Source organism: Ruegeria sp. AD6, assembly GCF_056542325.1.
Map to the genome: position 1 here is coordinate 205,038 of NZ_JBQFZQ010000001.1, position 26,751 is coordinate 231,788.

Below are 26,751 nucleotides of genomic sequence, written 5' to 3' on the forward strand. Positions count from 1 at the left end.
CTATCGCAGGGCTGCCTCGACGATATCTCTCACATCCTGTGCGACGCTGTCCATGTCGCGATTGCCATCGACGACGCGGAACCGGTCAGAGAATTCATCCGCCAAAGCCAGAAACCCGGCGCGCATCTGTTTTTGCAGGGCCGGGCCGAAATCTTCGAACCGTTCCTCGGTGCCTTGACGGCCTTTGGCACGCGACAGGCCGGTGTCCGGGTCCATGTCGATTAACAGGGTCATGTCCGGTTCGCGCCCGATCATCAGATCATGCAACTGATCCACCAGCCCGCGCAGATTGCCGCGCGACAGGCCCTGATACATGCGTGTGCTGTCGGCAAAACGGTCGCAGATCACCACCATGCCATCGGCCAGAGCCGGTTCGATGGTCCGCTCCAGATGGTCGCGGCGGGCGGCGGTGAACAGCAACAACTCGGTTTCCGCCGACCAGCGATCGGGGTCGCCTTCCAGCACCAGCCGACGGATTTCCTCGGCCCCCGGCGAGCCGCCGGGTTCACGCGTCAACACCACCTGATGGCCATCGTCGCGCAGATACTCGGCCAGCATCCGGGCCTGAGTTGATTTGCCTGATCCGTCTATGCCTTCAAAGGTCAGGAATAACCCGCGTTGCGTCACATCGACTCCAGCGGGTTATTGATCACGTCTTTCAGGACAATGCCGCCCACTGTCATCATGCGCACCACGAACCCGCCCAGCGGTATATCTTCGGCCGCGACCAGAGGGCGGCGGATTTCGGGCAGACCTTCGGGTTTGATCACCAGTTCGGCCAGTTGCTGGCCCTTGGTGACGGGCGCATTGATCGGGCCCTCATAGACCACCTCGGCCTCGACATCTTGCGCACCCAGAACGGGGAACAACACGTTCAGATCACCCTCGGGCACCAGACCCACGGTCTTTTTTTCGCCCATCCACAGCTTGGCTTCGGCTATCGGCGCTTCTTCGGTGGCAACTGTCCTCTCGACAAAATTTCGAAACGACCAGTTAACCACGGCCTCAGCCTCCTCTGCCCGCTGCGCGGTACTGTCGAGACCCGATAGCACGAAAATCACCCGGCGGTCGCCCTGTTTGGCCGAGCCGACAAGGCCATAGCCCGCCTCTTGCGTGTGGCCGGTTTTCAGCCCGTCGGCCCCGATGTCCAGCCGCAGCAGGGGGTTCCGGTTGCGTTTGTTGGACGGTGCGCGCCCGTCAAATTCAAACTCTTCTTCGGCGAACAGGGGGTAGTATTCCGGGAAATCCGTGATCAGCCTGTCGGCCAGAACCGCCAGATCATGCACCGACATCATATGCCCGGCAGCGGGCCAGCCGTTCGAGTTGGCAAAGTTCGAATTGTCCATACCGATTTGCTTGGCGCGCTGGGTCATGTAGCGGGCAAACCCCGCCTCGGTGCCATCGGGGCTGAGCGCTTCGGCGATCACCACACAGGCGTCATTGCCCGAAAGCACGATGATCCCGCGCAGCAGGTCCTCGACCGTTACGCGATCCTGCGTGTTCAGGAACATGGTCGAGCCGCCATAGCTCATTGCATGTTGGGAAACCGGCAGGGTTTCCTGCAGGGTCAACCGCCCGTCGCGCAGCGCTTCGAACGCGACATACAGCGTCATCAATTTTGACATCGACGCCGGAGGCAAGGGTTGATCGGCGTCTTTCGACAGCAGAACCGTCCCGGTCGTCTGGTCCATCACATAAGCCGCGCGCGCCGAGGTATCGAACGCGTGCGCGGGCAGGGCCAGAACGGCCAGCCCAAGGGTGAATACGGATGTTCGCAATGCGGATAGCACGGGGGCGCCTCCTGTTATCAGTTGGACACGGTGAACGCGTCGGTAAAGCCCAAGGCCTTCACGTCGCTCTGGATAGCCTTGCGTTCCGCGCGGGTCGCGGCGGGGCCGACCAGAACCCGCCAGACCGTTTTGTCTTCGGTTTTCAGTTCGCGCACGTCGGCGGTCATGCCGTTCTTGCGAACCTTGTCCGCTGCGGACTTGGCATTGGCCTCGACGCTGAACGTGCCGACCTGAACGAAGGGTTTCGACAGGTTCGAGGGGGCCGCCGCCGTGGCCGCCGCAGCGGCTGCCGGTGTAGGTTCGGCTGCTTCAATCGCGGCGGCTGCGCCTTCGATCGGGTCCAGCGGCGTCTGGGTGATTTCGTCTGGCTGCTTCTTTTGCCACCACTTGCGCTTGGCTGGCTTTTCGGGCGGCGGCGCGACCGGAGCATCGGACAGGCCCGGCGCGGCGGTTGCACTGGCTTCCGGTGCAGCGGCATCGACCGCCGTCTCTGCCGCGTCCTCAGCTGCGGACCCTGCTGCTGCGGTGGCGGCACCGGCTGCGCCTGCCGCGGCTGCGGGTTCCTTACGTTGCCACCATTTCCGCTTGGCGGGCTTTTCCTCGGCCGCGGTATCCGGCGCGGTTTCGGCTGCCGCGACCTCGGCCTCGTCACTGGTTGTTTCCGCTTCGGGGGCGGGTTCCTCGGCAGGTGGCTTCTGTTCGACCTCTTCGCGGCGCAGGGCAACGACACTGACGCGGGTTGGGGCACCGGCCAGCATTCCCAATTCCTCTGCTGCCGCCGAGGATACCTGCAGCGCCGGACCCGGCAAATTGCGTTCCCGCCGGAACAGCGCGCCGGTGATGGTTTTGTTGTTGGCGGTGTTCTTGATCAGCACGCGTTCGGGCTGCTTGACGTCAGGATGTGCGACCCAGATACCGCCCAGCGATGGACGCCCGTCCCACAAACCTGCCTCGGTGACGGAAAACACATCCGGCGCCTCGACATCACGTTGCGAGGCGCTGGTGACCTGAGGCAGCAACTCGATCTTCGAGTCGTCCCCGGATTTTGCGCCATCTTCAGACGCGTTCTGTGATTGTAAAACTTCCTCACACCCGGACAAAACGGTCAAAGTCACAGCCAAAACAGCCAGTCCTCGCGATCTTGCGCGTGTCTGTGTTGCTCGCTTCATCTTTTCATCCCTTGCCTGAAAGGGCCTCGTTTTTCCGAGCCCCGCCGCAGGGCCGGTTCTGCGCGCCAGCCTGCTACGGTCTTACCGCCAGAGCATAACGCGGGCGAGGTGTCATGGAAAGACTGCTGCGCAGGCTTCGGCAAGATTTCCCGATTTCGACTTGCCTCTGATTTCAGTTGGCCTTAGACCCTGCCTTCGACGGGGAGGTGGCAGAGTGGTCGAATGCGGCGGTCTTGAAAACCGTTGAACGTGAGAGCGTTCCCAGGGTTCGAATCCCTGTCTCCCCGCCACTCCAAAATCCGTATCGTACTGTTTGGGCATTCCGCCCTACGGCCCCCCACGTCAGCACAGCACCTTTCGGGTATTTTTGATAATCCCTCGCGCTTTTCTGCACTAACCTAACTCCACTTTGTGGAGGTCAAGGCACAGAGAAGGCCACTAGGTCCAAAGCCGCTGAGTCGAACGCAGGTCACAGCGTGCGCGCCAACCCCCCGGCAAAGTCTGCAACAGGGGCACAACGCGAGGGACTCCATGACTGCTTCATCTATCGGAACGCCAGAGCAACTTCGTGATCCGAACTATTTTCCTGCCATATATCGTGCCGTGCCGTTGGGCATTCAGCATGTGCTGGCGATGTTTGTCTCGAACGTCACACCAGCGATTATCGTCGCCGGGGCCGCCGGTTTCGGCTTTGGCTCGAACAGCCCGGATTTCCCGGAGCTGCTGTACCTGATCCAGATGTCGATGCTGTTTGCAGGCGTTGCCACGCTGTTGCAGACGGTCACCATCGGCCCGGTCGGGGCGGCCTTGCCCATCGTGCAGGGGACGTCCTTCGCCTTTATCCCGATCATGATCCCGCTGGTCGCCGGAAAAGGTGTCGACGGTCTGGCTGCTTTGTTCGGTGGTGTCATTATCGGCGGTCTTTTCCATGCCTTGCTGGGCACTGTGATCGGCAGAATCCGCTTTGCCCTGCCGCCTTTGGTCACAGGTCTTGTGGTTACCATGATCGGGCTTGCATTGGTGAAGGTCGGCATCGAATACGCCGCCGGTGGTGTTCCGGCCAAGGCTTCGGGGTCTGAAACCTACGGTTCATTGTCCAGCTGGGCCCCGGCGTTGATCGTTGTGTTTGTCACATTGGGGCTGAAATTCTTTGCCCGCGGGATGCTGTCAGTCTCGGCGGTTCTTGTCGGCATTCTTGTCGGATACGTCTATTGCATCCTCGTCGGGAAACTGCCGCTCGAGGCGATTTCGGGTTCGTGGGAACGTTCTGCGGCCTTCGCGTTGCCACAGCCATTCAAGTATGGGTTCGAGTTCTCTCTGGCCGCCGTGATCGGCTTTTGCCTTATGGCCTTTGTTTCAGCGGTTGAAACCGTCGGCGACGTCTCCGGGATCACGAAAGGTGGCGCGGGGCGCGAAGCGACAGATAACGAGATTCAGGGCGCGACCTTTGCCGATGGTTTCGGCACCGCCATTGCCGGTATCTTCGGCGGGTTTCCCAACACCTCATTCAGCCAGAACGTGGGCCTTATTGCGATGACCGGGTTGATGAGCCGGCATGTCGTGACCATCGGAGCCATTTTCCTGATCATCTGCGGATTGGTCCCGAAAGTCGGTGGCATCATTCGCACCGTTCCGATCGAAGTACTGGGCGGCGGGGTCATCGTCATGTTCGGGATGGTTGTCGCCGCGGGTGTTTCGATGCTGTCCGATGTGGTCTGGAACCGTCGGAACATGGTGATCTTCGCGGTCTCGCTGTCGATTGGTCTGGGGCTTCAGCTAGAGGTCATGAACGTCGCGCCGGGTTCGGCCAACGCGCTGCAGCACCTGCCGGATACGCTGCGAGTTCTGGGTGCGTCGGGGATCTTACCTGCGGCCCTGATCGCGATTGTCCTGAACCTGATCCTGCCAGAGACATTGGCGGATGAAGCGACCGAGGAGGTTTCTGGCGGTATGTCAGGACATGGTCGGGGCGAGTTGGTGAAGGACGATCACGCCTGACATTTGACCGGCGGGCGATGGCTTTGTTCCTGTTAGGGAGCCGGCTGTCGCCCAATCCTGCTCAGACAAGGCGCGGGGATTGCGACGATTGGGTGTTAGGAACCCTGCAAGAATTCGGTGTCGAAGCTGATGCGTTTGCGCGTTCCGCAATCCCCAAAAACCTCCAGCCCGTGATCATGCAGGTTTATGAAGTGAACCGGAGAACCCGCAGGCCAGGCAATCGCGCCGATCACGTGTTTAACAACGGCAGAGCGGGCCGGAGATAGCTGCAAAGCACCGGGCCCGGACAGTGCCTTTTCGCGATCAGGTCCCAAAACATGCCCGGCCGCGCCTTCTTCGATGCCCAGGCAGCCAAAATGACGGCCCGACCACGGCGGATAATCCCGCCCTCCGTTCGAGTGCCACAGCATCGTCATGGGCAGGTGTTCAGATCGCTTGAGCGAAAGGAACAGATCACCCTCGACCGGTCTGGTGACGGCTGTCCAACCGAAATCGCCACCGGGTGCATCCAGCCCGGCAACAAAATCCTCATGCCGTTGGAACCAGGGATAGCGCGTCAGATCTGTGGTGCCGTCCTGCGACGGGAAACGCGTTGGATCGTCACTGGACGCAGGGTAGACTAACCCCGACCTGCCGCGTTTCGGATCAGTTTCCTGTGGTGTTGCAGGCGTCATCCAGCAGGATTTGGCAGAGGTCCGAACATAGCCACCATTTGGCAGAGAGATATTCGCATGGTTGGCCACCGGGACCGACCCGGACCCGCCCACAAACGTATGTTTTTGATAAACAAAGGGGTGATCCGGGCGCAGTGAAAGCTCTTTGATGACTTCCGCATCGTTGACGCGGTGATCCAGCCGGGCTGACAATTGGTCAGGCGACAGATCAATGATCGACCAGGATGCGTTTGCAGGCCAACCATGCAGGGGTGCCCCGTCTTTTTCCTGCCCAAACGGCGCGCAGAAAAAATCTCCTCCCAGCTTGTATAGATGGGGCGCTAGCCCATCGGGAAGGGCCTCGTCCATTCCGACCCAAGGCGCGCGGTGCAACGGGGATATCCCAGCGTCGCCATCCGTCACCGTGAAGCTTTTGATCATGCCGATGCTGGTGTCGAACGACAGTCGGATGCCATCTGCATTCAGGTTGATCGTGTCTTCGGACATGGGACCGCCTTGTGGTTTTGGGCGCTGTTCGTCTTGAGGGCTGCGCGTCCGGTGAGATTATTCTTCAAACCAAAACGAAAACTCTGCCACCTTCAAACTTCGTCTCATAAGTTCCAAGTTTTGCACAGGCAGGGGCGCGCAAGGCTTGGCCCGAACGGTAATCGAAAATCCCGTTATGTTTGGGGCACTCGATCTCGTAATCCATCACCAGGCCATCGGCCAGATGAACCTGTTCATGAGTGCATAAACCGTCTGTGCAAAAGAAATCTCCGTCCGGGCCACGGACAATTGCAAAAGTTCGACCGACGTGGTCCCAGCGAATGACATCCTCTTCTTCAACGTCATCAATGGCGATTGCTTCGACCCAGGGCATGTTGGGCTCCTACCTTTTTAATCGTCACTGCTCCGGTCTGGCACATGGGAATGCAGATGTTCCTTGTAGGGCTGCGCCGTTTGCGGCAGCGTTTTCCTTAACGCATAGCCGGGGTCAGAGCGTTGACGCATCACGGCCCCCATCATCTCTTTGTAGGCGTCCCGGATTGAGGTGTTGGGCGCGGGAAGGTCATCTTTGATTTCCTCGTGCAGGGCAGGAAGCGCGTAATAGGGCACCATCGGGAACATGTGGTGTTCTACATGATAGTTCATGTTCCAATACAGCCAGCGGCTGATCGGGTTCATGTAGACCGTGCGGGAATTCAGCCGGTGGTCAATGACGTCCTCGGGCAAGCCGCCATGTTGCAACAGGCCGGTCATAACGAAATGCCAGCACCCGTAAACGCGGGGTCCGCCGATCAGCAGGATGGGGATTGTCGATTTCCAGCCCATGCCGTTTGCCAGCATGAACGCGGATACCAGCAACACGACCGCGTAGATGAGCATATGGATCCGCGCCCAGAACACGGCCTTTGGCCATTCGGATTGCGGGATGTAGTCCTTCTCGTCCGGCGACAAATACCCCAGCGCATTGCGGCACAGGACCTTGAGTGACAGCCAGGTGTCGTAGATGCCGACAAACGCTAGTGCCTTTAGCATCAGGTTGATCGGATGCATCCAGGCGATTTCCGGGTCGCGGCCCACGATTAGCGTGTCGGTATGGTGACGCGCGTGGCTCCACCGCCAGTTCACAGGGTTCCTCATGATCTGAAAGGATGCGATGTGATACACAACATCGTTCATCCAGCGCGTTCGAAAGGCCGTCCCATGGCCGCATTCGTGCCAACGGCTGTCGCAGGCCGAGCCATAGACCACGCCATAGGCCAGCCAGAACGGGACCGAAAGCCAGCTCCCCCAGAAGAAGATGCCCCCGGCCGCGAGCAAAATGTGAAGCCCAACCCACAATGCCGTGTCGCGCAGGGCAGGGCCGTCGCGGCGTTTCATCAGGGATTTCATCGTCTTGCGGGGGACGGCGCTGTGATACCACTCTGCTGCCGCAAGCCCGATCTCTTGCGCTTTTTTGCCGGTCTCGCCGGTCAGGGAATAATCCCGAACTGTTTCGGGCAAGGGCCCATGTTGAAGCGTGTCGGTCATCGGTTTACGCCGCTGTTATGGTTCTACCAAGTGCAGGCCGTGTTGAGCGATCAGACGGCCTGTCCGGTCCACTGATAGCTTTGGCACATCACCCTGTCGCATCAAGTGCCATGCCCATCAGATTACATCAGCTATTTTCGGGTCATATCGCGCTAGGGCACAGCAGTGGCGTAATTTAGAAAAACAACACCGCCAAATTGATGTAATTTGATGCCTCAAAACAAGACGAGCGGCTTTTATCGTGCCAGTATGGTCCGCGACAAAGCAATCGATTGAGGTCTTTAAGGGCATGACGCGCGCCACAATTGCCGACATATCCAAACGGGCCGGGGTCTCGACGGCGACCGTGGACCGGGCGCTGAACGGGCGCAAGGGCGTCAGCGCCGCCAACCGGCAGCGTGTGATGCGGGCGGCCCGGCTTTTGGGGTATCTCCCGTCCGAGGGTATTCTGGCGCTGCCCTCGCGACCTGCGCGTCTCAGCTTTCTCATCCCGACCGGCGGCAATACGTTCCTGCAGGATATGGCCGGGGCCATCACGCGGTTCTCGGACGCTCAGCCCTTGGTCGAAAGTTGCAGAATACAGGTGCTGGACGGCATAGGCCCGGACCCGCTGATCGAGGCTTTGGACAACCTGCCGCCAGATACCGACGGGATCGGTGTCGTGGCAACAGACGACCCGCGCAGCCGGGATGCCCTGCGGCGGATGTGCGAATCCGGTATTCGTGTGGTCACTTTAGCGTCGGATGTGCTGGCAACGCCGCGCTCGGGGTATGTCGGTGTTAACAACATGGTCGCCGGGCGCACGGCGGCTCAGATACTGGGTATGTCTGCCAGCGATGGCGCCGGAGATGTCGCGGTTTTCTTTGGAACGCATGCGTATCACGGACACAGCGAGCGGGAATTGGGGTTTCGGTCCTGTCTGTCCGCGTATTACCCGACGCTTACCGCTTTGCCATCAGTCGAGACCGGTGAGAATGGAGAGCGTTTGTACCGCGAATTGACGCGGCTTTATCGTTCGGGCGCGCGTCTGGTTGGGGTCTATTGCGTAGGGGCGGGGCGGAAGGGTCTGGTGCAGGCGCTTGAAACCATCCCGCAATCCGAACGGCCCCTTGTCGTCATGCACGACCTGACAGAGGACACGCGGCGCTGGTTGGCCGAAGGTTTGATCCATGCGGTGATCGACCAGAACGCTCATCTTATCGGGGAACAAGCTGTCATTCGTCTGCTTGGGGCAATTGCGTCGGGGCCTGTCCAATTGCCGATGGAGCATATCGAGCCGAGGATTATTCTAAGGGAAAATATTCCAGCCGGTCGGGTGTCGGCATGAGTATCCGGCTGCAAGATATGGCGCTTGTCGTCACCGGAGCCGCCAAAGGCATCGGCCGTGCGATCGCATGCCGGGCCGCTGCGCAGGGCGTTCGTCGGATTTTGGCGACGGACAGAGACCAGGCCGGTCTGCTAAGCCTTGCAGCGGAATTGTCGGGCGTTGCCCGGACCAAGACCATTGTCGCCGATCTGGCCGAAGCTGGCGCTTGCGCGGATGTCGCGGCGGCAGCGCGGGCCGCTTTTGGTCGGATTGATGGCCTTGTGAATGCTGCGGGACTAACGAACCGCGCCAGTTTTCTTGACGGAACAGCGCAGGATTTCGACAAGATTTTTTCAGTCAACGCCCGCGCGCCTTTTCTGCTGATCGGTGAAGCGATCCGGGACATGCAAGCGCGTGGGTCTGGCGGAGGGATCGTGAATATTCAATCTATGAATGCCCATTGCGGCGCGCCGGATCTGGCAATCTATGCGGCGTCGAAAGGGGCGTTGCAGACATTGACCAAGAATGCGGCCAACGCGCATTTGCACGATGTTATTCGCGTAAACGGGATCAATCTGGGTTGGGCGCTGACTGAGTCCGAGCATGAAACGCAAACCGGTGCTTTGGGCCAAGCGCAGGATTGGGCGGAACAGGCAGGGCAGGGGCTTCCGTTGGGCCGGTTGCTGATGCCCGACGAAGCGGCTCGGTTGGCCGTATTCCTACTAAGCCCTGAATCATTTCCGATGACCGGCGTATGTGTCGATCTTGAACAGTCGGTTCTGGGCGCGCCGCGCTAGGTTACCTACCGCCTGTTTTGGGCGGCGCGGTGCTGGCCCGTTCGATCAGTTCAACAGGAACCGGGGCTTCCGGTTCATTTGCGCCAAGCCCCGACGAGAGCCGATCAAGCAGAAGTTTTGCGGCCCGTTGACCCAAAAAGTGCCGGTTCTGACGGATCGTGGTCAGTGCGGGCACATAATATTCCGACATCTCGATGTCGTCGAAACCCACAACAGACATATCCTCGGGCACCCGAACACCACCAGCCTGAAGCCCGGCGATCAGCCCAAATGCCACCATATCGGCCGAGCAGAATACAGCTGTGGGCCTGTCGTCCATCGCCAGAATGCGCGCGGCGGCCTCGTGTCCGGATTCGAGCGAGAAATCACCGCGAATGATCCACTCGGTCGGGGCAGGCAGGCCAAGACGTGCGCGCTCAGACACCATACCCTCTCGACGTGCGCTTGTCAGAACATTGCCCTGCGGCCCGGTGACATGAGCGATTTTTTCGTGGCCGAGGTTGTGCAGATGGCGGATTGCCAGCCGGGCCCCCTCGACATTGTCGCTTTTGACCACCGGAAAAGACTGGTCTTCGACCCATTCGCACAAGAACACAATTTTGTCTCGGGCTCCGGCCTGAATGCACCTGTTCAGCACTGTGTCCGACAACTGACCATCCAGCGAAATCGCGCCGTCGATACGCCCGTCCAGGAAATACTCGGCCAGAGTAGAATCGTGGATCGGATTGCTTTCCGTATCCGTAATCAGAACTGCATAACCGGTGCCGGAAAACGCCTCGCTGATGCCCGCCAGAATGCCGGAATAGAAGGGTTTGCCCAAATTCGGGACAAGGACCAGAACCGCATTCGCGCGCTGCATCCTGAGGTTTCTGGCCGCCTGGTTTGCCCTGTAGCCCGTGCTCTGGATCGCCTGCATGACCGCATCTTTGGTGGATTTCTTGACGACATCAGGGTTGGACAGAACCCGGCTGACGGTGGCCGTGGACACCCTTGCTGCGCGGGCGACATCTTGAATGGTTGCGGGTTTCTGGATCATGGGTCCTGATTGCAAAGTGAGATTTCGGTTGACTCGAATCCCTGACGCTGTCGATTATGTAATCGATTTCAAGGATTGAAAAGGGCGAATTTCTGCAAATGTAATCGTTTGCAGGCGCATAATTCGCAATCGGGGGAATGTAATGATCCGTGCCGCCAAAGCTGGCAACAACGACCTGTGGACCGGGGTGGCGGTTTGACTGCCGCGGCCCGGTTCGACTTCTCCGGCGCGCAGGTCGCCGTGATCGGTGCCAGCCGGGGTGGCATTGGGGCAGCCATTGCCCGCGCGTTCAAAGACGCCGGTGCCGAGGTCGAAATCACAGGGGCCGAGCCAGAGTGCCTGCCCGAAGACGCCGCCCGGTTCCCCTATACCCAGCTCGACGTCGTGGACACTGACGCGGTCGAAGCATTTGGTCGCGACCGCCTTGAATTGGATGTGCTGGTGAATTGCGCAGCGATCACGCGGCGAGGCGAGGAAATGGAGCCCGGATTCTTCAGCCATGTGCTGGATGTGAATCTGGTCGGAACCATGCGATGCGCGCGGGCGTTGCATACCGCGCTTCTGGCCCGAAAGGGTCGGGTGATCAATATCGCGTCGATGTATGCCCGCTTTGGATCACCGCAAAACCCGGCCTATGGCTCGTCCAAAGCGGGGGTCGAGCAATTGACCAAATCCCTGGCGGTCGCATGGGCCGCAGACGGTATTCGCGTGAACGCCATCGCGCCAGGGTTCATCGTGACCGAACAATCCGCAAGGGCCAGACAGGATCCGAAATTCGTCGACGCAGTCGAGGCGCGAACGCCGATGTCCCGATGGGGAATGCCCGCCGACATCGTCGGCGCGGCGCTGTTCCTGGCCTCGGACGCAGCCGCGTTTGTAACCGGCATCTGCATGCCCGTGGACGGAGGATACTCGGTTGTCTGAAGGAGGTGATAATGTCTGATGTCTCGGCCATCGGCGCGGCAGTGATTGGAACCGGCTTTATAGGAACGGTTCATGTGCAGGCCCTGCATCGTCTTGGAGTGCAGGTTGTTGGCGTGCTCGGGTCGTCAGCGGAACGGGGATCGGCGCGGGCTGCTGAGATTGGGGTCCATCAAGCGTATCCTTCGTTGGAGGCCTTGCTGGCAGATGACAGTGTTGATGTGGTCCACGTCACGTCCCCGAACCACGCCCATTTCCCGCAGGTCATGGCGATCCTGAAGGCCGGGAAACACGTGATCTGTGAAAAGCCACTGGCAATGACCAGTCATCAATCGGCTGAGATGGTCGAGATGGCCGCCGCGTCGGGGAAGGTTTGCGCGGTATGTTACAACATCCGCTTTTACCCCCTGAACCAGCAAGCCCATGGAATGGTCGCTCAGGGAGAGTTGGGGCGCATCCGCTTTGTGACCGGCCACTATCATCAGGACTGGCTGGCAAAGCCAACGGACTGGAACTGGCGGTTGCAGGCTGACAAAGGGGGCGTGTTGCGCTCGGTCGGGGATATCGGGACGCATTGGGTTGATCTGACGAGTTTTGTCACAGGGCTGAAAGCTAAATCCGTATTTGCCGACCTGACGACCTTTCTGCCCGAACGGCAGCGGCCGACCGGCCCGGTTGAGACATTTTCCAGCGCCGAAGGGACAACCGAAACTGTGGCCGTCGATACCGACGATGCCTCGGCGATCATGATCCGGTACGAGGGTGGCGCGAAGGGCGTGATGACCACCTCTCAGATCAATATCGGGCGCAAGAACTCATTGGTTTGGGATATTGCAGGTAGCGCGGCCAGCGCGGCGTGGAACAGCGAAACGCCGGATCACCTGTTCATCGGGCATCGCGACGACGCCAATCAGATATTGATGCGGGATTTCACGCTGATGAATGCTACGGGCACCCGCGCCGCGACCTTGCCGCCCGGTCATGTCGAAGGGTTTGCGGACAGTTTCTTCAACTTCTTCCGTGCGGTCTACACGGACGTCTGCGCAGGCAAACGCGGGCCAGACAGCACTTGGGCGACGTTTGAGGACGGCCATTATGAAATGCGGTTCTGCGATGCCGTGGTGAAATCGGCCCGCGAAGATCGCTGGGTCGATCTGGACGAGGTTTAAGGGGGGCAACATGAAACTTGGACTGCTGACCGCGCCATTTGAAGATACCGACCTGATGGACGTTGCCACATGGGCGTCTGGCAACGGGTTTTCAGCGCTCGAGATCGCATGCTGGCCGTCCTCCGGCGGTGAAAAGCGGCGCTATGCGGGCACGAGCCACATCAATGTCGATGGGCTGACGGCCGCGCAGGGCAAGGAGATCGTGGATGCGCTGACCGGAATGGGTATCGAAATCTCGGGTCTTGGATATTACCCCAACCCGCTGCACGCCGATGCGTCGCACCGGGATGAGGTGATCGAGCACCTGAAAAAGGTAATAACAGCCGCAGGCACGATGGGCCTGTCGGTGGTCAACACCTTTGTCGGCGGCGACAGAACCCTGAATGTGGACCAGAACTGGGCGCGGGCGCAGCAGATCATCTCACCCATCGTCGATCATGCCCGTGGGCAGGGTGTTCGCCTGTGCTTTGAAAACTGCCCGATGATCTTCAGCTATGATGAATGGCCCGGCGGTCATAACATTGCCTATTCGCCGAAGATCTGGCGCAGGATTTTCGAGGAATGGGGCGACGATGTCGGGATGAACTTCGACCCGTCTCACCTGATCTGGCAGTTCATCGATCAGACCCGGTTCATCAAGGAATTCGGCCCGCATATCGCGCATGTCCATGCCAAGGACCTGATGGTGGATCACGACGGGCTTTATGAACACGGGATCATGTCGGCGGGCATGGGGTGGCAGGTGCCGCGCCTTTGCGGTCTGGGCGATGTCGACTGGTCCGACTTTTTCTCGGGCCTTTACCGGGTTGGATACGATGGCCCTGTCATCATCGAGCATGAGGACAGGCTGTTTGAAGGGACCGACGAAAAGATAAAGCGCGGGTTCTTGCTGGCACGCGACGTGCTGCAACCGTTCATCAAATAGAAGGGCGAAAAGCCCCGGACATATCACTGAGTGTTCAATTGGGAGGTACTACAATGAAAAAGCTACTCACAGGTGCGGCGGCCATAGCTGTTGCTGCGGCGTTCACACCGGCGGCGTTTGCTGCCGACTACACGATCGGTGTGTCCAACACCGTGCAGGGCAACGGCTGGCGCGAACAAATGATCTGCGCCATGCGGGCTCAGGCCCTGGTCGAAGAGGATGTGTCGAACCTGATCGTTGCGCATCGCAACACGGATTCAGCCGGACAGTTGGAGGACATCAACAACTTGATCGAAGCGGGTGTGGATGCGATTGTTCTGAACCCGTCAAACCCGGACGCTTTGAATTCGGCGCTGGATGCGGCGATGGAGAAGGGCATTGTCGTGGTCGCCGTGGATGCGGGAGTGACGGCGGATGGTGCGTATATCCTGTCGAACAATCAGGAAGAATATGCCTATCTGGGCGCGAAATGGCTGTTCGAGCAATTGGGCGGCTCGGGTGACGTGGTCTATATGCGCGGCATCGCAGGGGTTTCGGCTGATACTGACCGGGACAACGGGTTCAAGCGCGCCTTGGCCGAATATGACGGCATCAACGTGGTGCACGAGGTGTTCACCGGCTGGCAGCAGGATCAGGGCAAGCAGCAGATGTTCGACTTCCTGGCCACGGGCATTCCGTTCAACGGTGTGTGGACCAGCGGAATTGACAACGTGATCGTAGATGCCTTTGTGGAATCCGGCGCGCCGTTGGTGCCGATTGTCGGCGCGGACAATGCCGGGTTCGTGCAGTACCTGACCGAAGTTGACGGTCTGCAAGGGGCCGCGGTGACCAATCCCGGATCTGTTGGCGGTGCAGGGATCGCTCTGGCTGTCGATATTCTGAACGGCAACGCGCCTGACGACAAAACCGTTCTGGTGGACCCGGTGCTCTGGGAAAACGCCACGGATGACGGTGTTGCAACCATCACTGCGGCGCAAAATCCCAACCTTGATCCCGAATGGCCCGTCTCGGTCACGGTTCCCGGTTGGACAGACTATTCGATGGAACAGATCATCGAATGCAAAGGGCCGGGCGACAGCTAAAAGCGGTCTGGCCTTGTGTGAATTCCCCCTGCCCGGTTCGGGCAGGGGGCAACCAAGTTGGAATAGTGGGCACCGATGACCGAAACACACCTTCTCGACGCGTCCGGGATTGCCAAGAACTTTGGTGCTGTCCGTGCTTTGACCGATGCCAATCTGAGCGTCTCCAAGGGCGAGGTGGTCGCCCTGATGGGGGCAAACGGCGCCGGGAAATCCACCTTCGTGAAAATCATCACCGGCGCCTTGAGGCCGGATAGCGGCAAGGTGCTGATCCGAGGACAAGTAGCCCGCGTTGGCAGCCCGGCCGAGGCGCGCAAATCGGGCCTTGTTCCGGTTTATCAGGAACCCTCACTAATCCCCCATCTGGATGTGGCCGATAACCTGCGGCTGACCGATACACCACTTGCGCCATTCAGGCATTGGGTCAGTGAGCTTGGGATTGAACAGCTGAACCTCTCGGACCTGATCGCAGACCTGCCGCTTGCCACTTTGCGTATTCTGGACCTCGCGCGTGCCTTGGCGTCCGAGCCGGATGTGGTTTTGCTGGATGAGATGACAGCCGCGCTGCCAACCGATCTGGTTGAGCGGGTACTGACGGTTGTGCGCGAGCAGGCAAATCAGGGCATGGGTGTCATTTACGTGTCGCACAGATTCAGCGAAATCTCTGAGCTGTGTGACCGCGCCTCGGTTCTGCGCGACGGGATGACCGTTGGTGATCTGAGAATTGAGCCGGGCGTCGAAGAACGGGCCGTTGAACTGATGTTGGGTCAGAAACTGGACCTTGGGGATCGCGAAAACAACGGCGCGAGTTCTGTCGCGCAAGGCAATCCGCGCCTGTCTGTTCGAAATCTGGCGATTGCGCCGAAGGTGTCGAATATCTCGTTCGACCTTCATCCGGGCGAGGTGCTTGGCGTTGTCGCGCTTGAAGGGCAGGGGCAGGATGAGATGTTCGACTGTTTGGCAGGCTTTCTGCCTCCGACTGCCGGGGTGATCGAGGTGAACGGATCGCAGGTTGGGTTCAGGCACCCTGCCGATGCGATCTCGGCCGGGTTGACCTTTGTGCCGGGTGACCGGGCCGACGCGCTGTTGGCGCAACGATCGGTCAAAGAGAACATCGCGCTGCCGTTCTCGGCCCGCCTGCGGGATTGGGGACAACTGAACCTGCGGCAAGAGCGTGAGCGGGTCGATTATGCCATTGAGAAGCTACAAATCGATACACGCGCGCAGGGTGAGGTGCAGCGCCTGTCGGGCGGGAACCAGCAGAAGGTGACCATTGGCAGATGGCTCGCCACAGGGGTCGAGACGCTGTTGCTGTTTGACCCGACGCGGGGGATCGATGTGCGGACCAAACGCCAGATTTACCCTCTGGTGCGGGAACTGGCGCAAAACGGGGCCTCGGTCCTGTTCTATACGTCGGAACTGGAGGAGGTGCCGCTGGCCTGCGACCGCGCGCTGGTCATTTTCAATGGCCGTGTTGTGGATGTGATCGACGCCAAAGACGCGGACGAGCAAACCCTGCTGCGCGCGGCTTATGGGCTAACTGAAAACGAGAGTGCAGCGTGACCAAGACCCTGCGCAAACACTCCTGGCTTCTGGGTCTTGTCGCGTTGCTGCTGGTTTTGCTGGCCGTCACCAAACTCATACAGCCCTCTTTCGGAGCGTCTGGGTTGGAAAGCGTTGCCCGCGCCGCATTGCCCTTTGCTTTCGCAACGGCGGGCATGGCGGTGGTGGTGATCGTCGGCGGGATCGATCTGTCGGTTGCATCGATGATGGCTGTATGTGCCGTCTCTGCCGCTGCGCTGATGGAGCGGATGTCCGGACTACCGGCCATCGTGATCGTGCTTGGCATCGGATTGGCGATGGGACTAATCAACGGCGCCCTCATCGTTCTGACCCGAGTGCCTGATATCGTGGTCACGCTGGCGATGCTTTTTGTCTGGGAAGGCGTAGCGCTTTTGATCCTGGAAACGCCGGGCGGGTCAACCACCGATTGGGTCCAGCAGAGCATTCGCGGCAGTGTCATTCCTGGGGTACCTAGCGCCTTGGCCATCATGGTCGGATGTATTGCGGTGGTATGGCTGCCCCTTCGGCGATCCAAGCTTGGTATCTCGATCTATGCAACCGGATCAGACGAACGCGCGGCCTTTCGATCGGGGGTGTCCGTCGGGCGCGTCAAAATCGCAGCCTATGGAATTTGTGGGCTTTTCTGTGCCTTCGGCGGGCTCAGCCTTGCGGCACTGACCGGCATTGGTGAGCCGGTGCCCGGACCCTATCTGTTGGCCTCGGTCGCCGCCGTTGTTCTGGGCGGCGTGGTTCTGGGGGGCGGGCGCGGCGGGCTGCTTGGGCCGATTGTCGCTGTGTTCATCCTGCGCATCGTGCGCACGATCCTGACATTTCTGGCCGTGGACCCCAATGTCACGACAATCATCGAAGGGACGATCATGGTGGCCGTCGTATTGCTTGGCACCGCAGCCACCGCGCGAGGAGCAAGACGATGAGCATGGCCGTGAATGACCCACCCGTCGTCCGCTTTGGACGGTATCTGCGGGATAATCCTGTGATACCGCTTTTGATCTTTCTGGTCTTGCTGATCGCTGTGCTGGAGTTCATGCGGCCCGGTATTGTCACGCCGTTCAGGGCGGGGCGCGATGGGCTGGTCTCGACCTTCTGGGTTGGCAACTTGATCAAGTTTGCAATACCGCTTGCGATGCTGGCCGCTTGTCAGGTGCTGACGATGCTGACCGCCGGGATCGACCTGTCGGCGGGCATTGTCGCAACCGTCGCGGCCTTTGTCTGCGCCACCCTGACCTCGATCTGGGGCGTGACGCCTGCGGTGCTGGTCGCCTTGACCTCCGGTCTGGTTGTCGGGGTCGTCAACGGCCTTGGGGTTGGGTTGGTGCGGGTGCATCCGTTGATCATGACCCTTGGCACCGGCCTGATCGCCACGGGCTGTCTGCAGGTCTATCAGCGGATGGTGATCAATGCCGGGTCCGAGATCCCGGCCTTTTTGGCGTGGCTTGGAACCGGGCGCACCTTGTCCATGCCCAACGGGTTGTTTCTGTTTGTGCCCTTCGCCTTGTTCATCTTCTGGCTGATGCGATTCACCGGCTTTGGCAGGTTGCTGTTCGCGCTGGGCTCGAACGAAAACGCGGCCAAGCTTTCGGGCGTCAAATCCTGGCAGGTCTATCTGGCGCTCTACGCGCTGTCGGGGGTGATCGCGGCGGTCGCGGGGTTGCTATATCTTGGTATGATCCGGCAAACCTCGCTGAGCCTTGCCAATCCGCTGCTGCTGCCCTCGGTCGCGGCTGCGGTGATCGGCGGAACCTCGATCTTTGGCGGGCGTGGCAGTTTTGCGGGTGCCATTGTGGGCGCCTTGATCATCAGGGTTCTGGATACAATGCTGACCCTGATGCAGATGCCCGAAGGCGCAAGAACGGCGCTGTTTGGTCTGATCATCCTGGCGGTGACGGCCATCTATGTCAGGATCACGGGAAACCGTTAGAACGGAGGACGCCCATGTTTCGGATTGTTGGAATAAGCTTTGACCACATGCATATGGGCGATCTGCTCCGCATGGTGCATGAACACCCTGAAGCGGAAATTGCCGGTATCTATGATCCCGACAGGCAGAAAATGGCTTCGGCGGTCCAGAATTTCGATATTCCGCCAGACCGGGTTTTTACCGATTTCGATGCCTGCATGGCCGCGGGAACCTATGACATGGCCGTTTTATGCGTCGCCACGGCAGACCACGCCGATTACACTGAAAAACTGGCAGCGCATGGCGTGCATGTCTTCGTCGAAAAACCATTCGCTGCGTCCTCGGATGACGCGCGCCGCATGATCGCGGCCATGGACGGGACCGGGAAACAACTGATCATCAACTGGCCTTTGCGGTGGGTGGAAAGCCACGTTACCGCCAAGCGCCTGATCGATGAAGGACTGATCGGCGAGTTGCGAGAGGTGCATTTCTACGACGGCAATCGCGGCCCGCTTTTTCACCTTGCCGACAAGGTCGAGGTCAGCCCGGAAGAGGTTGAACAGGAAAAGCCAACCTCTTGGTGGTACAAGAAATCCTCGGGCGGCGGGTCGTTGCTGGACTACCTCGGATACGGCGCGACACTGGGGACGTGGTACATGGACGGGGAAGCCCCGATTGAGGTGACATGCACCGTCGACGAAACACCCGGTATCGAAGTCGATCAACATGCCATTGCTGTCTGCCGCTATGCGTGCGGTTTGTCCAAGATGGAAACCCGTTGGGGAACGTTTACTGATCCGTGGACCACTCAGCCGCAGCCTACCTGTGGGTTTGTCTTTGTCGGCACGGATGGAACGATCTCTTCGCCCGACTATGCCGACCACGTGACCGTCCAAACCCGCGCCCGGCCAGAGCGGCATGAAATCCCTGCTGATCCGCTGCCCAAAGGCCAGACAAACGCAATCGAGTACGTTCTGGGCTGCATCAGCCGCGGCGAAGCGGTGGCCGGTCCGCTGAATCCGCAATTGTGCCTGACGGCGCAGAGGATCGTGGACACAGCCGTTCAATCCGCCGCCGAAAAACGCACATTGGAACTGCTGCCATGAGCGACGATGCCGCCGACACAGACACCTACGCGCTGAAATCCAAGGACTTGCCGCAGATCAACGCGCCCGAGGTCGATTACCTTCCACCAAACCCCCGAACCTATCGCCCTCGGATCGGCATGATCGGAACGGGAGGTATTTCGAACAGCCATCTGGATGCATACCGCACTGCGGGTTGGGATGTCGTGGCGCTATGGAACCGAAGCCGTGCAAAAGCGGAAGGCAAAGCGGCAGAGTTCTTTCCTGATGCCCGCATTGTTGAACGCTATCAAGACCTTTTGGAAGACCGCGAAATAGACATCATCGACATAACTCTGCCCACCGACATACGTGCGCCAGTAATCGAGGCTGCTCTGAAAGCGGGAAAGCATGTTCTAAGCCAGAAACCCTTTGTATCCGATCTGACAACCGGAAAAACGCTGGTAGAACTGGCCGACAAACAAGGCGTGAAGCTTGCGGTTAACCAGAATGGACGATGGTCGCCGCACATGGCCTGGATGCGCGAAGCGTGTCGCGCTGGGCATATCGGAGATGTCCAGTCCGTCCACACCTCCATTCACTGGAACCATGGTTGGACCGCAGGCACGCCGTTCGACGAAATCGAGGATTTGATCCTGTATGATTTCGGGATTCACTGGTTCGATTTCGTGTCTTCTATTGTTGGCAACCGGGCGAAATCGGTGTTCGCCAGCGCCTCTCACGCGCGGGGGCAGGATAACAAGGTGCCGTTATTGGCGCAGGCCGTGGTCAGTCTGGAACAGGGGCAGGCCAGTCTGGTTTTCGACGGCAGCACGCAACACGGGCCACTGGACACGACCTATATCTCCGGCACCAAGGGAAGCATATCCTCAACCGGAGCAGACCTAGGGCAGCAAACGATCACCCTGACGACTGCAGATGGGTATAGCCGGCCCGCGTTGCAGGGCGCCTGGTTCAATGACGGGTTTCAAGGCGCAATGGGCGAGTTGCTTTGCGCCATCGAAGAAGATCGCTCACCGGACAATTCCGCCCGGAGCAATCTGAAATCTCTGGCGCTGACATTTGCTGCAATCCAATCGCAGCGCAGCGGCCAACCTGTCGAGATTGAACCGCCGATGTAACCATCAGGGCGCACCTATCCCTCGATTTGAGGGGAAATCGACGGGACTATGTAACACCATCGTTCGAAGTGCGGCCCAGCGAGGATGCCAGTTCGCTCCGGTACCGGTCCAGAACGCTGTCGCGCAACGTGACAAGAACCAGTTTGCGCTGCATCGTGGCTTTGGCATCCAGCACAACCAGGTCCGGCGCGCGGTAGCGTTCGACGTCAGGGACAGGCAGCAGCGTAAAGCCTAACCCGGCCGAGACGCATTCCATGATGGCCTCAAGATTATCCAGTACGACAGTCTTGGACTGGGCAGGGCGTTCATGGCTGACCATCACCCGCGCGATCAGCTTCCCGATCCCGGTATCCGGCATGAAGTGGAAGAACACGCCTTCGGACAACAAACTGGGCAAACCTTGATCGAGAAGGTCTTTGCGGGCTGCAAATACAAATGGCTCCTGCCGCAAAACTTCGGATGCCAGTAGGCTGGGCAGACCATCTGCGTCGGTGATGATCGCCGCATCCAGCAGCCCCGAGACGACTTTTTGCTGCAAGCTGGCAGACAAACCGGTTTCGAATTCGAACGAGGCCTGCGGCAATTCCCGACTGGCGGTCTGAAGAAATCCGGGCAGCAGGCGCACCGCCGCTGTGGTGACAAACCCCAAACGAAACTTGCCTGCCAGCCCTCCGCCTTGTCGGCATATCTCGATCAGATTGTCTTCGTGCCGCAGCAAAGGAACCGCCTCTTCGACGATTGCGCGCGCAACTGGCGTAAGGCGCGGTGGTCTGACCGAGCGGTCGAACAGTTCGGTGCCCAAGGCTTCTTCCAATGATTTCATCTGCATAGACAGCGCAGGTAACGTCATTCCAAGCTGTTCAGCCGCGTCGCTGAAAGACTGAACGTGAGAGATCTTAACAAGACTTTTTAGTGAACGGGTCTGCATAAATTCAGTGTACCTGAATTAGATGTCAAATTTAAGTTCGTTTTGCTGAATTACTGCATCTGTTACCCTTGCATTACCACGCTTTCGTGAAGTGCCGCGCAGGAGTCCCCGCAATGACTCATCGATTTGTCGAAACAGTCAAAGACCTATCGCCTGCGTTTGAAGCGCGGGCCGCCCATTGGGACAAAACCCGCAGCTATTGCTGGAGCAACGTCGCAGCCCTGACAGAAGCCCGGATCATGGGAATGACGATCCCAACAGAGTTCGGCGGTCAGGGCGCAAGTTTCCTCGACGTTGTGGAAGTGGTCGAAGAGATCGCAAAAGTGTGCACGTTGACCGCCCGCGTTGTGGTCGAGGCGAATATGGGTGGCATCAGCGCGGTCATGGCCTATGGCACCGAACAGCAAAAGGCGTTCTGTGCCTATCATGTTCTGGCGGGGGACAAACCGGCGATTTGCATTACCGAGCCGGACGCAGGCAGTGCGGCGACCGATATGCAGACGACGGCCCGGAAGGTAGGCGACACCTACGTCATAAATGGCCGGAAGCACTGGATCACCGGCGGCGGTGTTTCAAAGCTGCACCTGATTTTCGCCCGTGTGATCGATGAGGCGGGCGATGAGATGGGCATTGGGGGCTTTATTGTATTTGCCGATCCGATGAACGCGGACCTGCCCGAGGGGTTTGAGATCACCGGCCGGGAAAACACCCTGGGTCTATGTGGCATGCCCGAGGCGGAATTGAAGTTCACCAACCTCAAGGTGCATGAGGATTGGCTTTTAAAGCCCCCCTCCGGGTTAAGGCGCGGGTTCGCCGATTTGATGCAGGCGTATAATTCGCAAAGGGTTGGTGCGGGCACGATTGCGATGGGCGTGGCAGCCGGAGCGTTGGAACGGGCGAAACGCTATCTGCTGGACCGCCAGCAATTCGGACGACCGCTGGCGGAATTTCAGGGGCTGCAATGGATGGTGGCTGACATGGACACGCAAGTCCACGCGGCGCGTCTGATGTTGCAAGACGCTGCAAGATCACGAACCGGTGCCCAAGGCAAGTTTCCAGATATGGTCAAAGCGGCGCGGGCGAAACTGTTCGCGTCGGAAATGGCGATCAAGGTCGTGAACGATGCGTTACAGATGTTCGGAGCGCGCGGCTATAGCGACCGCGAGCCGCTGGAGCGCATGTACCGGGATGTCCGGATGTTCACGATCGGCGGCGGAACCGCGCAGATTTTGCGCAATCAGATCGCCAGCTCCGCTTTGGGCATCAAATGCCCGCAAACGCGGGATGGGTATCTGGAACAGGACCTCTCGATGCAAAACCTCGCCGCTGAATAAGGCTTGTGATGTATTAAACCACGCGATGCGGAATCATATGGCCGTGTCAGTCGTGTGCGGGGCCGAGTTCATTCTGATAACCGAATAGGGCGGGCAGCCCTCCGGTATGGATCATCACCACCTTTTGCCCGGGCTTGATCTGTTGTTGCTCAACCAGATCAATCAGTCCTGCAAAAGTCTTGGCCGTATAGACGGGGTCGAGGAACACCCCCTCGACCCGTGCCATCAGTTCCAGTGCGGCACGGGATTTTGGCCCCAGCTTGCCATAGCCGGGGGCCAGCGCGGTGTCCGATGTTCGGACGTCGCCCGCCACAATTGCCGGATCAATGCCCAGAAGGTCCGACAGCAGTTCAAGGACTGTCACCATCCGGTCCTGTTGCAGGGCGCGGTTCCGGCGAACGCAGATGCCATAAACCGGCGCCGACACGCCGCTGGTTCTGATACCTGTCAGCAACCCGCCATGGGTCGCGCCGCTGCCCGAAGGGACGACAACGGCGTCAAAATCCTGCATCTGCTGGCACAACTCCTGTCCGGCGGCAACATAGCCTAGCGCGCCTAATGGCGGGTGGTGCAGACCCAGATGGATGACATAGGGTTTGCGCCGCTGCGCCCGCAGCTCCTCGGCCCGGGCGTGCAGGGCGGCGTCTGCCCCGGCTTCGTCTTCACCAACGGGATAGCGCATGTGTTCGGCCCCAAGGATCTGGGCCAGCAACACGTTTCCGGATTGATAATAGTCCGGACCCATATCCGGAACACGCTCTTCCAATTGCAGGACGGATGTCATGCCAAGCCGCGCCGCCGCAGCCGCGGCCGAGCGGACATAGTTGGACTGAACCGCCCCGGTAATCAGAACAGTATCCGCGCCCTGTGCCTGAGCGTCGCCAAAGTAGAACTCAAGCTGCCGGGTTTTGTTGCCGCCAAAACCTAGCCCGGTCAGGTCATCGCGTTTCAGCCAGAGGTCGATCCCCAGCTTTTCCGACATCCGGCCCAGACGCTCAACCGGTGTTGCACCGGTCATGAAGCGGGCCCTTGGGAATTTTGAGAGAAGATCCTGTGTCATCGGGTTCGACCTGTAAAGTTCATGCGACAAGATACGCGCGTTGGAAAAGAACATAGCAGGCCACTAGCGAGATGGCCCGGATCGCGGTTCTGACAAGGGGTTGGGGCAGGCGCGATCTGACCGCGCGTCCGACCAGACTACCGAAAATTGCGATGGCCACGAAAGTCCACAGTCGGGGGCCGAGTGGAATCGATTGCCAATCGGAAAGGCCATGCAGCAGAAACGCCGCGCCATAGGCGACCAGCGCGATGGGTTGAACCAGCAGGGCCACCGCCCGGGCCTCAAAACCCCGCGCGATCAGCCCGAACACCATCAATGGGCCGGGTGTCGCGGCCCAGACGGTTGCCAACCCGGACAGCCCGGACACGGCGGCAAAGCCGGTCGCGCCAATCGCGTTCCGCATCGGAAGCAGGGTCGTGACAACGCCGATCAGCAACAGCAATCCGGTCAGGGCCAGCACGAAGGCTTCGCTGAGCCATGGATAGACCATCAGCCCCGCAACCACGCCAATCAGGCAGCCCAAAATCGCCGTTGTGATTGTGCGTCGTTCGACCGTGACGATGCGCCAGTCCGTGGCGACCACCGAAACGATTGTGTTCAGCAGCAAAAGCGCCGGAACCGCTGTCGCCGTCCCCAGCAGGATCATCATGGGCGGACCGGCCAGAATGCTGAACCCGATGCCGATGCCAACCTGAAGCAAGGCGCCCAGAAAAACGGCGATCATCAACAAGGACAGTTCCAGAGAAACTTCAAACACCTTTTGCCACGCTCATCGCCTCATCGATCCACGTTAACGTCTAGTTTGGAGGCGGCCCAAAAGCGAGCGTCGAGGCAACGAATGATCAAGCCCAAGGCATAATGCCAGAATACGCAGACCGCACCGAAACCGCGTGCGCCATCTGCGCCAGCGTCGTCAGGTCAAAGACCGGCAGCTTCAGCGCGTCCTGTATTTGCGCGGCGTAGGGCGGCAAGTCGGTGCACTCCAGCACCACAGACCGGATGTCCGGCGTTTCGCGTTGCAGATCACGGGCGGCTTGCAGAACTTCGGCCTCGATCAGGTCGGTGTCCATGCGTGTCCGCGTGTTCCGCAGGATCACCTCGGCAAATTCTTCGGTGTCTTGCAGCCCTCTTACGGCGACGGGGATGTTTGCGGCTCCGACGCCTTCGAAATGCCGGGGCGTCAGGGCCCGGGCATCTGCGGTCAACACGCCAACAGGCGCTTTGGCCCCGGTCATGTGGAACGCCAGCGGCACTTGTATCAGGCTTGAGGCAAACACCGGGACCGAGACGCAGGCGGCCAGTTCCTTTTGAAACAAGGCAAGGAAACCGCAACTGCCGGTGATTGCGCGCACGCCTTCGGCCTCGAGCCGTTGTGCGCCTTTGATGAACGGGTCCAGCAATTCGGGCTTGGGGTCGTTCAACAGGTCCGGCACGGTGATGCCGTCGATCATTTCATAAAGCACAGGAAAGGGCAGGCTGGACGGGTTCTTGATATGGCCGGGCGGCTTGGGGAAATAGCTTTCCAGACACAGCACGCCAATGGACGCGCCGCAGATATTTTGTCCGCCATTGAAAACCGGCATGGGTGTTCCTTTCTTTAGCCAAGCTGCGGCGCGGGCAGGGTGCCTAGAACCGCCCCAGTGAAAACGGATCGAGATCGATGTTGAGCCGCCGACCGGACAGAAGATCGGCCACCAGCTCTCCGGTCTTTGGGGCCATCATCAATCCGTAATGCGAATGCCCGAAGGCGGCGTAGAGGCCCGATTTTCCGTTCACCTGACCAATGGCCGGTAGGCTGTCGGGAAAGGACGGACGCCGCCCCATCCAAAAGCGCGCGCCCTGCAGGTTCAGATCGGGCATCATCGCCTGCGCCTGTTGGGTTAGCAGCGCCTTTTTGCGCGGGTCCGGGGGGGCGTCGATCTCGGCAAACTCGGCCGTTCCCGCAACCCTCAGGCCGTCCTGCATGGAACTGGCGACAATCTTTGCGTCCACGTCCATCACCGAATGGCTGAGCGTGCTGTGGGCGTCCGGAAACTCGATATGATACCCGCGCTCGGCCACCAGCGGTAGCTTGATGCCCAACGGTTTCAGCAGGTCTGCCGACCACACCCCGGCGGCCATGACGACGTGGCAGGCCTGTATCGTCTTGTCCGAGGTCGTCAGGTCCCAGCGCCCATCAGGGGCTTGCGAGATTGCCTTGATTTCGGTTCTTACAAACTCGGCACCCTGAGTGCGGGCTTTCTCGGCCAGCACTGCGCCAATGCGGCCCGGAGACAGCGCCCGCGCCTGTCCCTTGATCAACACGGCGGCTTTGAAATCCCGGGACAAAGCCGGTTCAATACGCCGAAGCTCGGCCCCGTCGACCCGTTCGATCTGCCCGCCTTTTTCCTTGCGGATTTGATAATCCAGACCGTTCAGGTTGGCATCTTCCGCGCGGCGAAACGCGTGCACATAATAGCTGTCGGTGATCAGGCCTTCGTGCCCCGTTCCATTCAGGTGCTTGCGGTAGAGGTCGATCGAAGGGCGGCACAGCAGTTCCATCGCCTCTGACGTGCTGCGCACTTTGCTCTCGCTCGAATTGCCAAGAAACCGCAGGCCCCATGGGATCATCTTTGGCCAGAAACTCGGGCGCACTGACAAGGCGCTTTGGGGGTTCAGCAGCATCCGGGGCAGTTGCTTCCACACCCCGGGCATGGCCTGCGGGATGATCGACCAGGGCGAGATCACGCCCGCATTCCCGAACGAGGTCTCCTGTCCCGGTTCCCCCCGGTCGATCAGGCGCACCTGAATGCCGCGTTCCTGAAGCGAAAGGGCGCAACAAATGCCGACGATCCCTGCGCCGATGATGGTCACCTGTTCTGTCAT

The 26,751-nt window shown here is 59.7% G+C and carries 25 protein-coding genes and 1 tRNA gene; 14 read left to right on the forward strand and 12 right to left on the reverse strand.

Features of this window, described 5'->3' with window-relative positions; genetic code table 11:
• Genes tmk through ACR0KJ_RS01025 form a run of 3 tightly spaced genes read right to left on the reverse strand, consistent with a single transcriptional unit; the run spans position 1 to position 2,959 of the window.
• On the reverse strand, positions 1-627 hold the full coding sequence (gene tmk, locus ACR0KJ_RS01015; protein WP_170451857.1) for a dTMP kinase: 627 nt from the start codon (positions 625-627) through the stop codon (positions 1-3).
• Positions 624-1,790 (reverse strand): D-alanyl-D-alanine carboxypeptidase family protein, encoded by a 1,167-nt coding sequence (locus ACR0KJ_RS01020; RefSeq protein ID WP_480625756.1) that lies wholly within the window; start codon positions 1,788-1,790, stop codon positions 624-626. Before ACR0KJ_RS01020 ends, tmk begins: the two co-directional genes overlap by 4 nt.
• Before the next feature lie 17 nt (positions 1,791-1,807).
• Positions 1,808-2,959, reverse strand: coding sequence for an SPOR domain-containing protein (locus tag ACR0KJ_RS01025; protein ID WP_480625757.1), 1,152 nt, complete (start codon positions 2,957-2,959; stop codon positions 1,808-1,810).
• A 200-nt stretch (positions 2,960-3,159) separates the two neighbouring features.
• Between ACR0KJ_RS01025 and ACR0KJ_RS01030 the strand changes: the two genes are divergently transcribed.
• Positions 3,160-3,249: transfer RNA gene (locus ACR0KJ_RS01030), tRNA-Ser, on the forward strand.
• 241 nt (positions 3,250-3,490) lie between these two features.
• The gene (locus ACR0KJ_RS01035) at positions 3,491-4,957 is read left to right on the forward strand and encodes a uracil-xanthine permease family protein (protein ID WP_480625758.1); all 1,467 of its coding nucleotides are present in this window, start codon (positions 3,491-3,493) and stop codon (positions 4,955-4,957) included.
• A gap of 95 nt (positions 4,958-5,052) precedes the next feature.
• Here the strand turns inward: ACR0KJ_RS01035 and ACR0KJ_RS01040 are convergent, their stop codons facing one another.
• The 3 genes from ACR0KJ_RS01040 to ACR0KJ_RS01050 all read right to left on the reverse strand — a co-directional run bounded on the left by ACR0KJ_RS01040 (position 5,053) and on the right by ACR0KJ_RS01050 (position 7,644).
• Positions 5,053-6,117, reverse strand: coding sequence for a hypothetical protein (locus tag ACR0KJ_RS01040; protein ID WP_480625759.1), 1,065 nt, complete (start codon positions 6,115-6,117; stop codon positions 5,053-5,055).
• Between the two features lie 64 nt (positions 6,118-6,181).
• Positions 6,182-6,490 carry a MocE family 2Fe-2S type ferredoxin gene (locus tag ACR0KJ_RS01045; protein WP_480625760.1) on the reverse strand — a complete coding sequence of 103 codons (309 nt, stop codon included), beginning with the start codon at positions 6,488-6,490 and terminating at the stop codon, positions 6,182-6,184.
• A gap of 17 nt (positions 6,491-6,507) precedes the next feature.
• Positions 6,508-7,644 carry a fatty acid desaturase family protein gene (locus ACR0KJ_RS01050; RefSeq protein ID WP_170451844.1) on the reverse strand — a complete coding sequence of 379 codons (1,137 nt, stop codon included), beginning with the start codon at positions 7,642-7,644 and terminating at the stop codon, positions 6,508-6,510.
• Between the two features lie 289 nt (positions 7,645-7,933).
• Here ACR0KJ_RS01050 and ACR0KJ_RS01055 point away from each other — a divergent pair, with 289 nt between their 5' ends.
• The gene (locus ACR0KJ_RS01055) at positions 7,934-8,971 is read left to right on the forward strand and encodes a LacI family DNA-binding transcriptional regulator (protein ID WP_170451842.1); all 1,038 of its coding nucleotides are present in this window, start codon (positions 7,934-7,936) and stop codon (positions 8,969-8,971) included.
• Positions 8,968-9,747 (forward strand): oxidoreductase, encoded by a 780-nt coding sequence (locus ACR0KJ_RS01060; protein ID WP_480625761.1) that lies wholly within the window; start codon positions 8,968-8,970, stop codon positions 9,745-9,747. The genes ACR0KJ_RS01055 and ACR0KJ_RS01060 overlap by 4 nt, the downstream gene beginning before the upstream one ends.
• Before the next feature lies 1 nt (position 9,748).
• On the opposite strand, the gene ACR0KJ_RS01065 is transcribed toward ACR0KJ_RS01060, so the two are convergent.
• Positions 9,749-10,783: a LacI family DNA-binding transcriptional regulator gene (locus ACR0KJ_RS01065; RefSeq protein ID WP_170621428.1), complete on the reverse strand. Its 1,035-nt coding sequence runs from the start codon at positions 10,781-10,783 to the stop codon at positions 9,749-9,751.
• 195 nt (positions 10,784-10,978) lie between these two features.
• Here ACR0KJ_RS01065 and ACR0KJ_RS01070 point away from each other — a divergent pair, with 195 nt between their 5' ends.
• From ACR0KJ_RS01070 to ACR0KJ_RS01110, 9 genes are all read left to right on the forward strand, one after another.
• Positions 10,979-11,707 (forward strand): SDR family oxidoreductase, encoded by a 729-nt coding sequence (locus tag ACR0KJ_RS01070; RefSeq protein WP_170621430.1) that lies wholly within the window; start codon positions 10,979-10,981, stop codon positions 11,705-11,707.
• An 11-nt stretch (positions 11,708-11,718) separates the two neighbouring features.
• A complete protein-coding gene (locus ACR0KJ_RS01075) occupies positions 11,719-12,873 on the forward strand; it encodes a Gfo/Idh/MocA family protein (RefSeq protein WP_480625762.1) in 1,155 nt (384 codons plus the stop codon).
• Positions 12,874-12,883: 10 nt separating this feature from the next.
• On the forward strand, positions 12,884-13,798 hold the full coding sequence (locus ACR0KJ_RS01080; protein ID WP_170517424.1) for a sugar phosphate isomerase/epimerase family protein: 915 nt from the start codon (positions 12,884-12,886) through the stop codon (positions 13,796-13,798).
• A gap of 53 nt (positions 13,799-13,851) precedes the next feature.
• The gene (locus ACR0KJ_RS01085) at positions 13,852-14,880 is read left to right on the forward strand and encodes an ABC transporter substrate-binding protein (RefSeq protein ID WP_170451830.1); all 1,029 of its coding nucleotides are present in this window, start codon (positions 13,852-13,854) and stop codon (positions 14,878-14,880) included.
• 75 nt (positions 14,881-14,955) lie between these two features.
• Positions 14,956-16,440, forward strand: a complete 1,485-nt coding sequence (locus tag ACR0KJ_RS01090) for a sugar ABC transporter ATP-binding protein (RefSeq protein ID WP_170517427.1) — start codon at positions 14,956-14,958, stop codon at positions 16,438-16,440.
• The gene (locus tag ACR0KJ_RS01095) at positions 16,437-17,375 is read left to right on the forward strand and encodes an ABC transporter permease (protein WP_480625763.1); all 939 of its coding nucleotides are present in this window, start codon (positions 16,437-16,439) and stop codon (positions 17,373-17,375) included. The genes ACR0KJ_RS01090 and ACR0KJ_RS01095 overlap by 4 nt, the downstream gene beginning before the upstream one ends.
• Positions 17,372-18,379 (forward strand): ABC transporter permease, encoded by a 1,008-nt coding sequence (locus ACR0KJ_RS01100; protein WP_170451824.1) that lies wholly within the window; start codon positions 17,372-17,374, stop codon positions 18,377-18,379. The genes ACR0KJ_RS01095 and ACR0KJ_RS01100 overlap by 4 nt, the downstream gene beginning before the upstream one ends.
• A gap of 14 nt (positions 18,380-18,393) precedes the next feature.
• Positions 18,394-19,464 (forward strand): Gfo/Idh/MocA family protein, encoded by a 1,071-nt coding sequence (locus ACR0KJ_RS01105; protein ID WP_170517436.1) that lies wholly within the window; start codon positions 18,394-18,396, stop codon positions 19,462-19,464.
• Entirely contained in the window at positions 19,461-20,564 is a 1,104-nt protein-coding gene (locus ACR0KJ_RS01110; protein ID WP_170517439.1) for a Gfo/Idh/MocA family protein, read from the forward strand. Before ACR0KJ_RS01105 ends, ACR0KJ_RS01110 begins: the two co-directional genes overlap by 4 nt.
• Before the next feature lie 46 nt (positions 20,565-20,610).
• Here ACR0KJ_RS01110 and ACR0KJ_RS01115 read toward each other — a convergent pair whose 3' ends face one another.
• A complete protein-coding gene (locus tag ACR0KJ_RS01115; RefSeq protein WP_480625764.1) occupies positions 20,611-21,492 on the reverse strand; it encodes a LysR family transcriptional regulator in 882 nt (293 codons plus the stop codon).
• Between the two features lie 113 nt (positions 21,493-21,605).
• Here ACR0KJ_RS01115 and acdA point away from each other — a divergent pair, with 113 nt between their 5' ends.
• Complete coding sequence (gene acdA, locus ACR0KJ_RS01120) at positions 21,606-22,826, forward strand: 3-sulfinopropanoyl-CoA desulfinase (protein WP_480625765.1); 1,221 nt, start codon at positions 21,606-21,608, stop codon at positions 22,824-22,826.
• Between the two features lie 46 nt (positions 22,827-22,872).
• Here the strand turns inward: acdA and ACR0KJ_RS01125 are convergent, their stop codons facing one another.
• The 4 genes from ACR0KJ_RS01125 to ACR0KJ_RS01140 form a co-directional block, all read right to left on the reverse strand.
• A complete protein-coding gene (locus tag ACR0KJ_RS01125) occupies positions 22,873-23,844 on the reverse strand; it encodes a D-cysteine desulfhydrase family protein (protein WP_480625766.1) in 972 nt (323 codons plus the stop codon).
• A 61-nt stretch (positions 23,845-23,905) separates the two neighbouring features.
• Positions 23,906-24,643 carry a TSUP family transporter gene (locus ACR0KJ_RS01130; RefSeq protein ID WP_170451811.1) on the reverse strand — a complete coding sequence of 246 codons (738 nt, stop codon included), beginning with the start codon at positions 24,641-24,643 and terminating at the stop codon, positions 23,906-23,908.
• Positions 24,644-24,728: 85 nt separating this feature from the next.
• The gene (locus tag ACR0KJ_RS01135) at positions 24,729-25,469 is read right to left on the reverse strand and encodes an aspartate/glutamate racemase family protein (protein WP_170451809.1); all 741 of its coding nucleotides are present in this window, start codon (positions 25,467-25,469) and stop codon (positions 24,729-24,731) included.
• 43 nt (positions 25,470-25,512) lie between these two features.
• The gene (locus ACR0KJ_RS01140) at positions 25,513-26,751 is read right to left on the reverse strand and encodes an FAD-dependent oxidoreductase (protein WP_170451807.1); all 1,239 of its coding nucleotides are present in this window, start codon (positions 26,749-26,751) and stop codon (positions 25,513-25,515) included.

Excerpts from the sequence above, each read along its gene's own strand:
- ACR0KJ_RS01055 (WP_170451842.1), top strand. The coding sequence starts at position 7,934 with ATGACGCGCGCCACAATTGCCGACATATCCAAACGGGCCGGGGTCTCG.
- ACR0KJ_RS01125 (WP_480625766.1), bottom strand. The coding sequence starts at position 23,844 with ATGACCGGTGCAACACCGGTTGAGCGTCTGGGCCGGATGTCGGAAAAG.
- ACR0KJ_RS01035 (WP_480625758.1), top strand. The coding sequence starts at position 3,491 with ATGACTGCTTCATCTATCGGAACGCCAGAGCAACTTCGTGATCCGAAC.
- ACR0KJ_RS01050 (WP_170451844.1), bottom strand. The coding sequence starts at position 7,644 with ATGACCGACACGCTTCAACATGGGCCCTTGCCCGAAACAGTTCGGGAT.
- ACR0KJ_RS01090 (WP_170517427.1), top strand. The coding sequence starts at position 14,956 with ATGACCGAAACACACCTTCTCGACGCGTCCGGGATTGCCAAGAACTTT.
- ACR0KJ_RS01110 (WP_170517439.1), top strand. The coding sequence starts at position 19,461 with ATGAGCGACGATGCCGCCGACACAGACACCTACGCGCTGAAATCCAAG.
- ACR0KJ_RS01080 (WP_170517424.1), top strand. The coding sequence starts at position 12,884 with ATGAAACTTGGACTGCTGACCGCGCCATTTGAAGATACCGACCTGATG.
- ACR0KJ_RS01045 (WP_480625760.1), bottom strand. The coding sequence starts at position 6,490 with ATGCCCTGGGTCGAAGCAATCGCCATTGATGACGTTGAAGAAGAGGAT.
- ACR0KJ_RS01085 (WP_170451830.1), top strand. The coding sequence starts at position 13,852 with ATGAAAAAGCTACTCACAGGTGCGGCGGCCATAGCTGTTGCTGCGGCG.
- ACR0KJ_RS01060 (WP_480625761.1), top strand. The coding sequence starts at position 8,968 with ATGAGTATCCGGCTGCAAGATATGGCGCTTGTCGTCACCGGAGCCGCC.
- ACR0KJ_RS01040 (WP_480625759.1), bottom strand. The coding sequence starts at position 6,117 with ATGTCCGAAGACACGATCAACCTGAATGCAGATGGCATCCGACTGTCG.
- acdA (WP_480625765.1), top strand. The coding sequence starts at position 21,606 with ATGACTCATCGATTTGTCGAAACAGTCAAAGACCTATCGCCTGCGTTT.
- ACR0KJ_RS01100 (WP_170451824.1), top strand. The coding sequence starts at position 17,372 with ATGAGCATGGCCGTGAATGACCCACCCGTCGTCCGCTTTGGACGGTAT.
- ACR0KJ_RS01140 (WP_170451807.1), bottom strand. The coding sequence starts at position 26,751 with ATGACAGAACAGGTGACCATCATCGGCGCAGGGATCGTCGGCATTTGT.
- ACR0KJ_RS01025 (WP_480625757.1), bottom strand. The coding sequence starts at position 2,959 with ATGAAGCGAGCAACACAGACACGCGCAAGATCGCGAGGACTGGCTGTT.
- ACR0KJ_RS01105 (WP_170517436.1), top strand. The coding sequence starts at position 18,394 with ATGTTTCGGATTGTTGGAATAAGCTTTGACCACATGCATATGGGCGAT.
- ACR0KJ_RS01065 (WP_170621428.1), bottom strand. The coding sequence starts at position 10,783 with ATGATCCAGAAACCCGCAACCATTCAAGATGTCGCCCGCGCAGCAAGG.
- ACR0KJ_RS01135 (WP_170451809.1), bottom strand. The coding sequence starts at position 25,469 with ATGCCGGTTTTCAATGGCGGACAAAATATCTGCGGCGCGTCCATTGGC.
- ACR0KJ_RS01115 (WP_480625764.1), bottom strand. The coding sequence starts at position 21,492 with ATGCAGACCCGTTCACTAAAAAGTCTTGTTAAGATCTCTCACGTTCAG.
- ACR0KJ_RS01075 (WP_480625762.1), top strand. The coding sequence starts at position 11,719 with ATGTCTGATGTCTCGGCCATCGGCGCGGCAGTGATTGGAACCGGCTTT.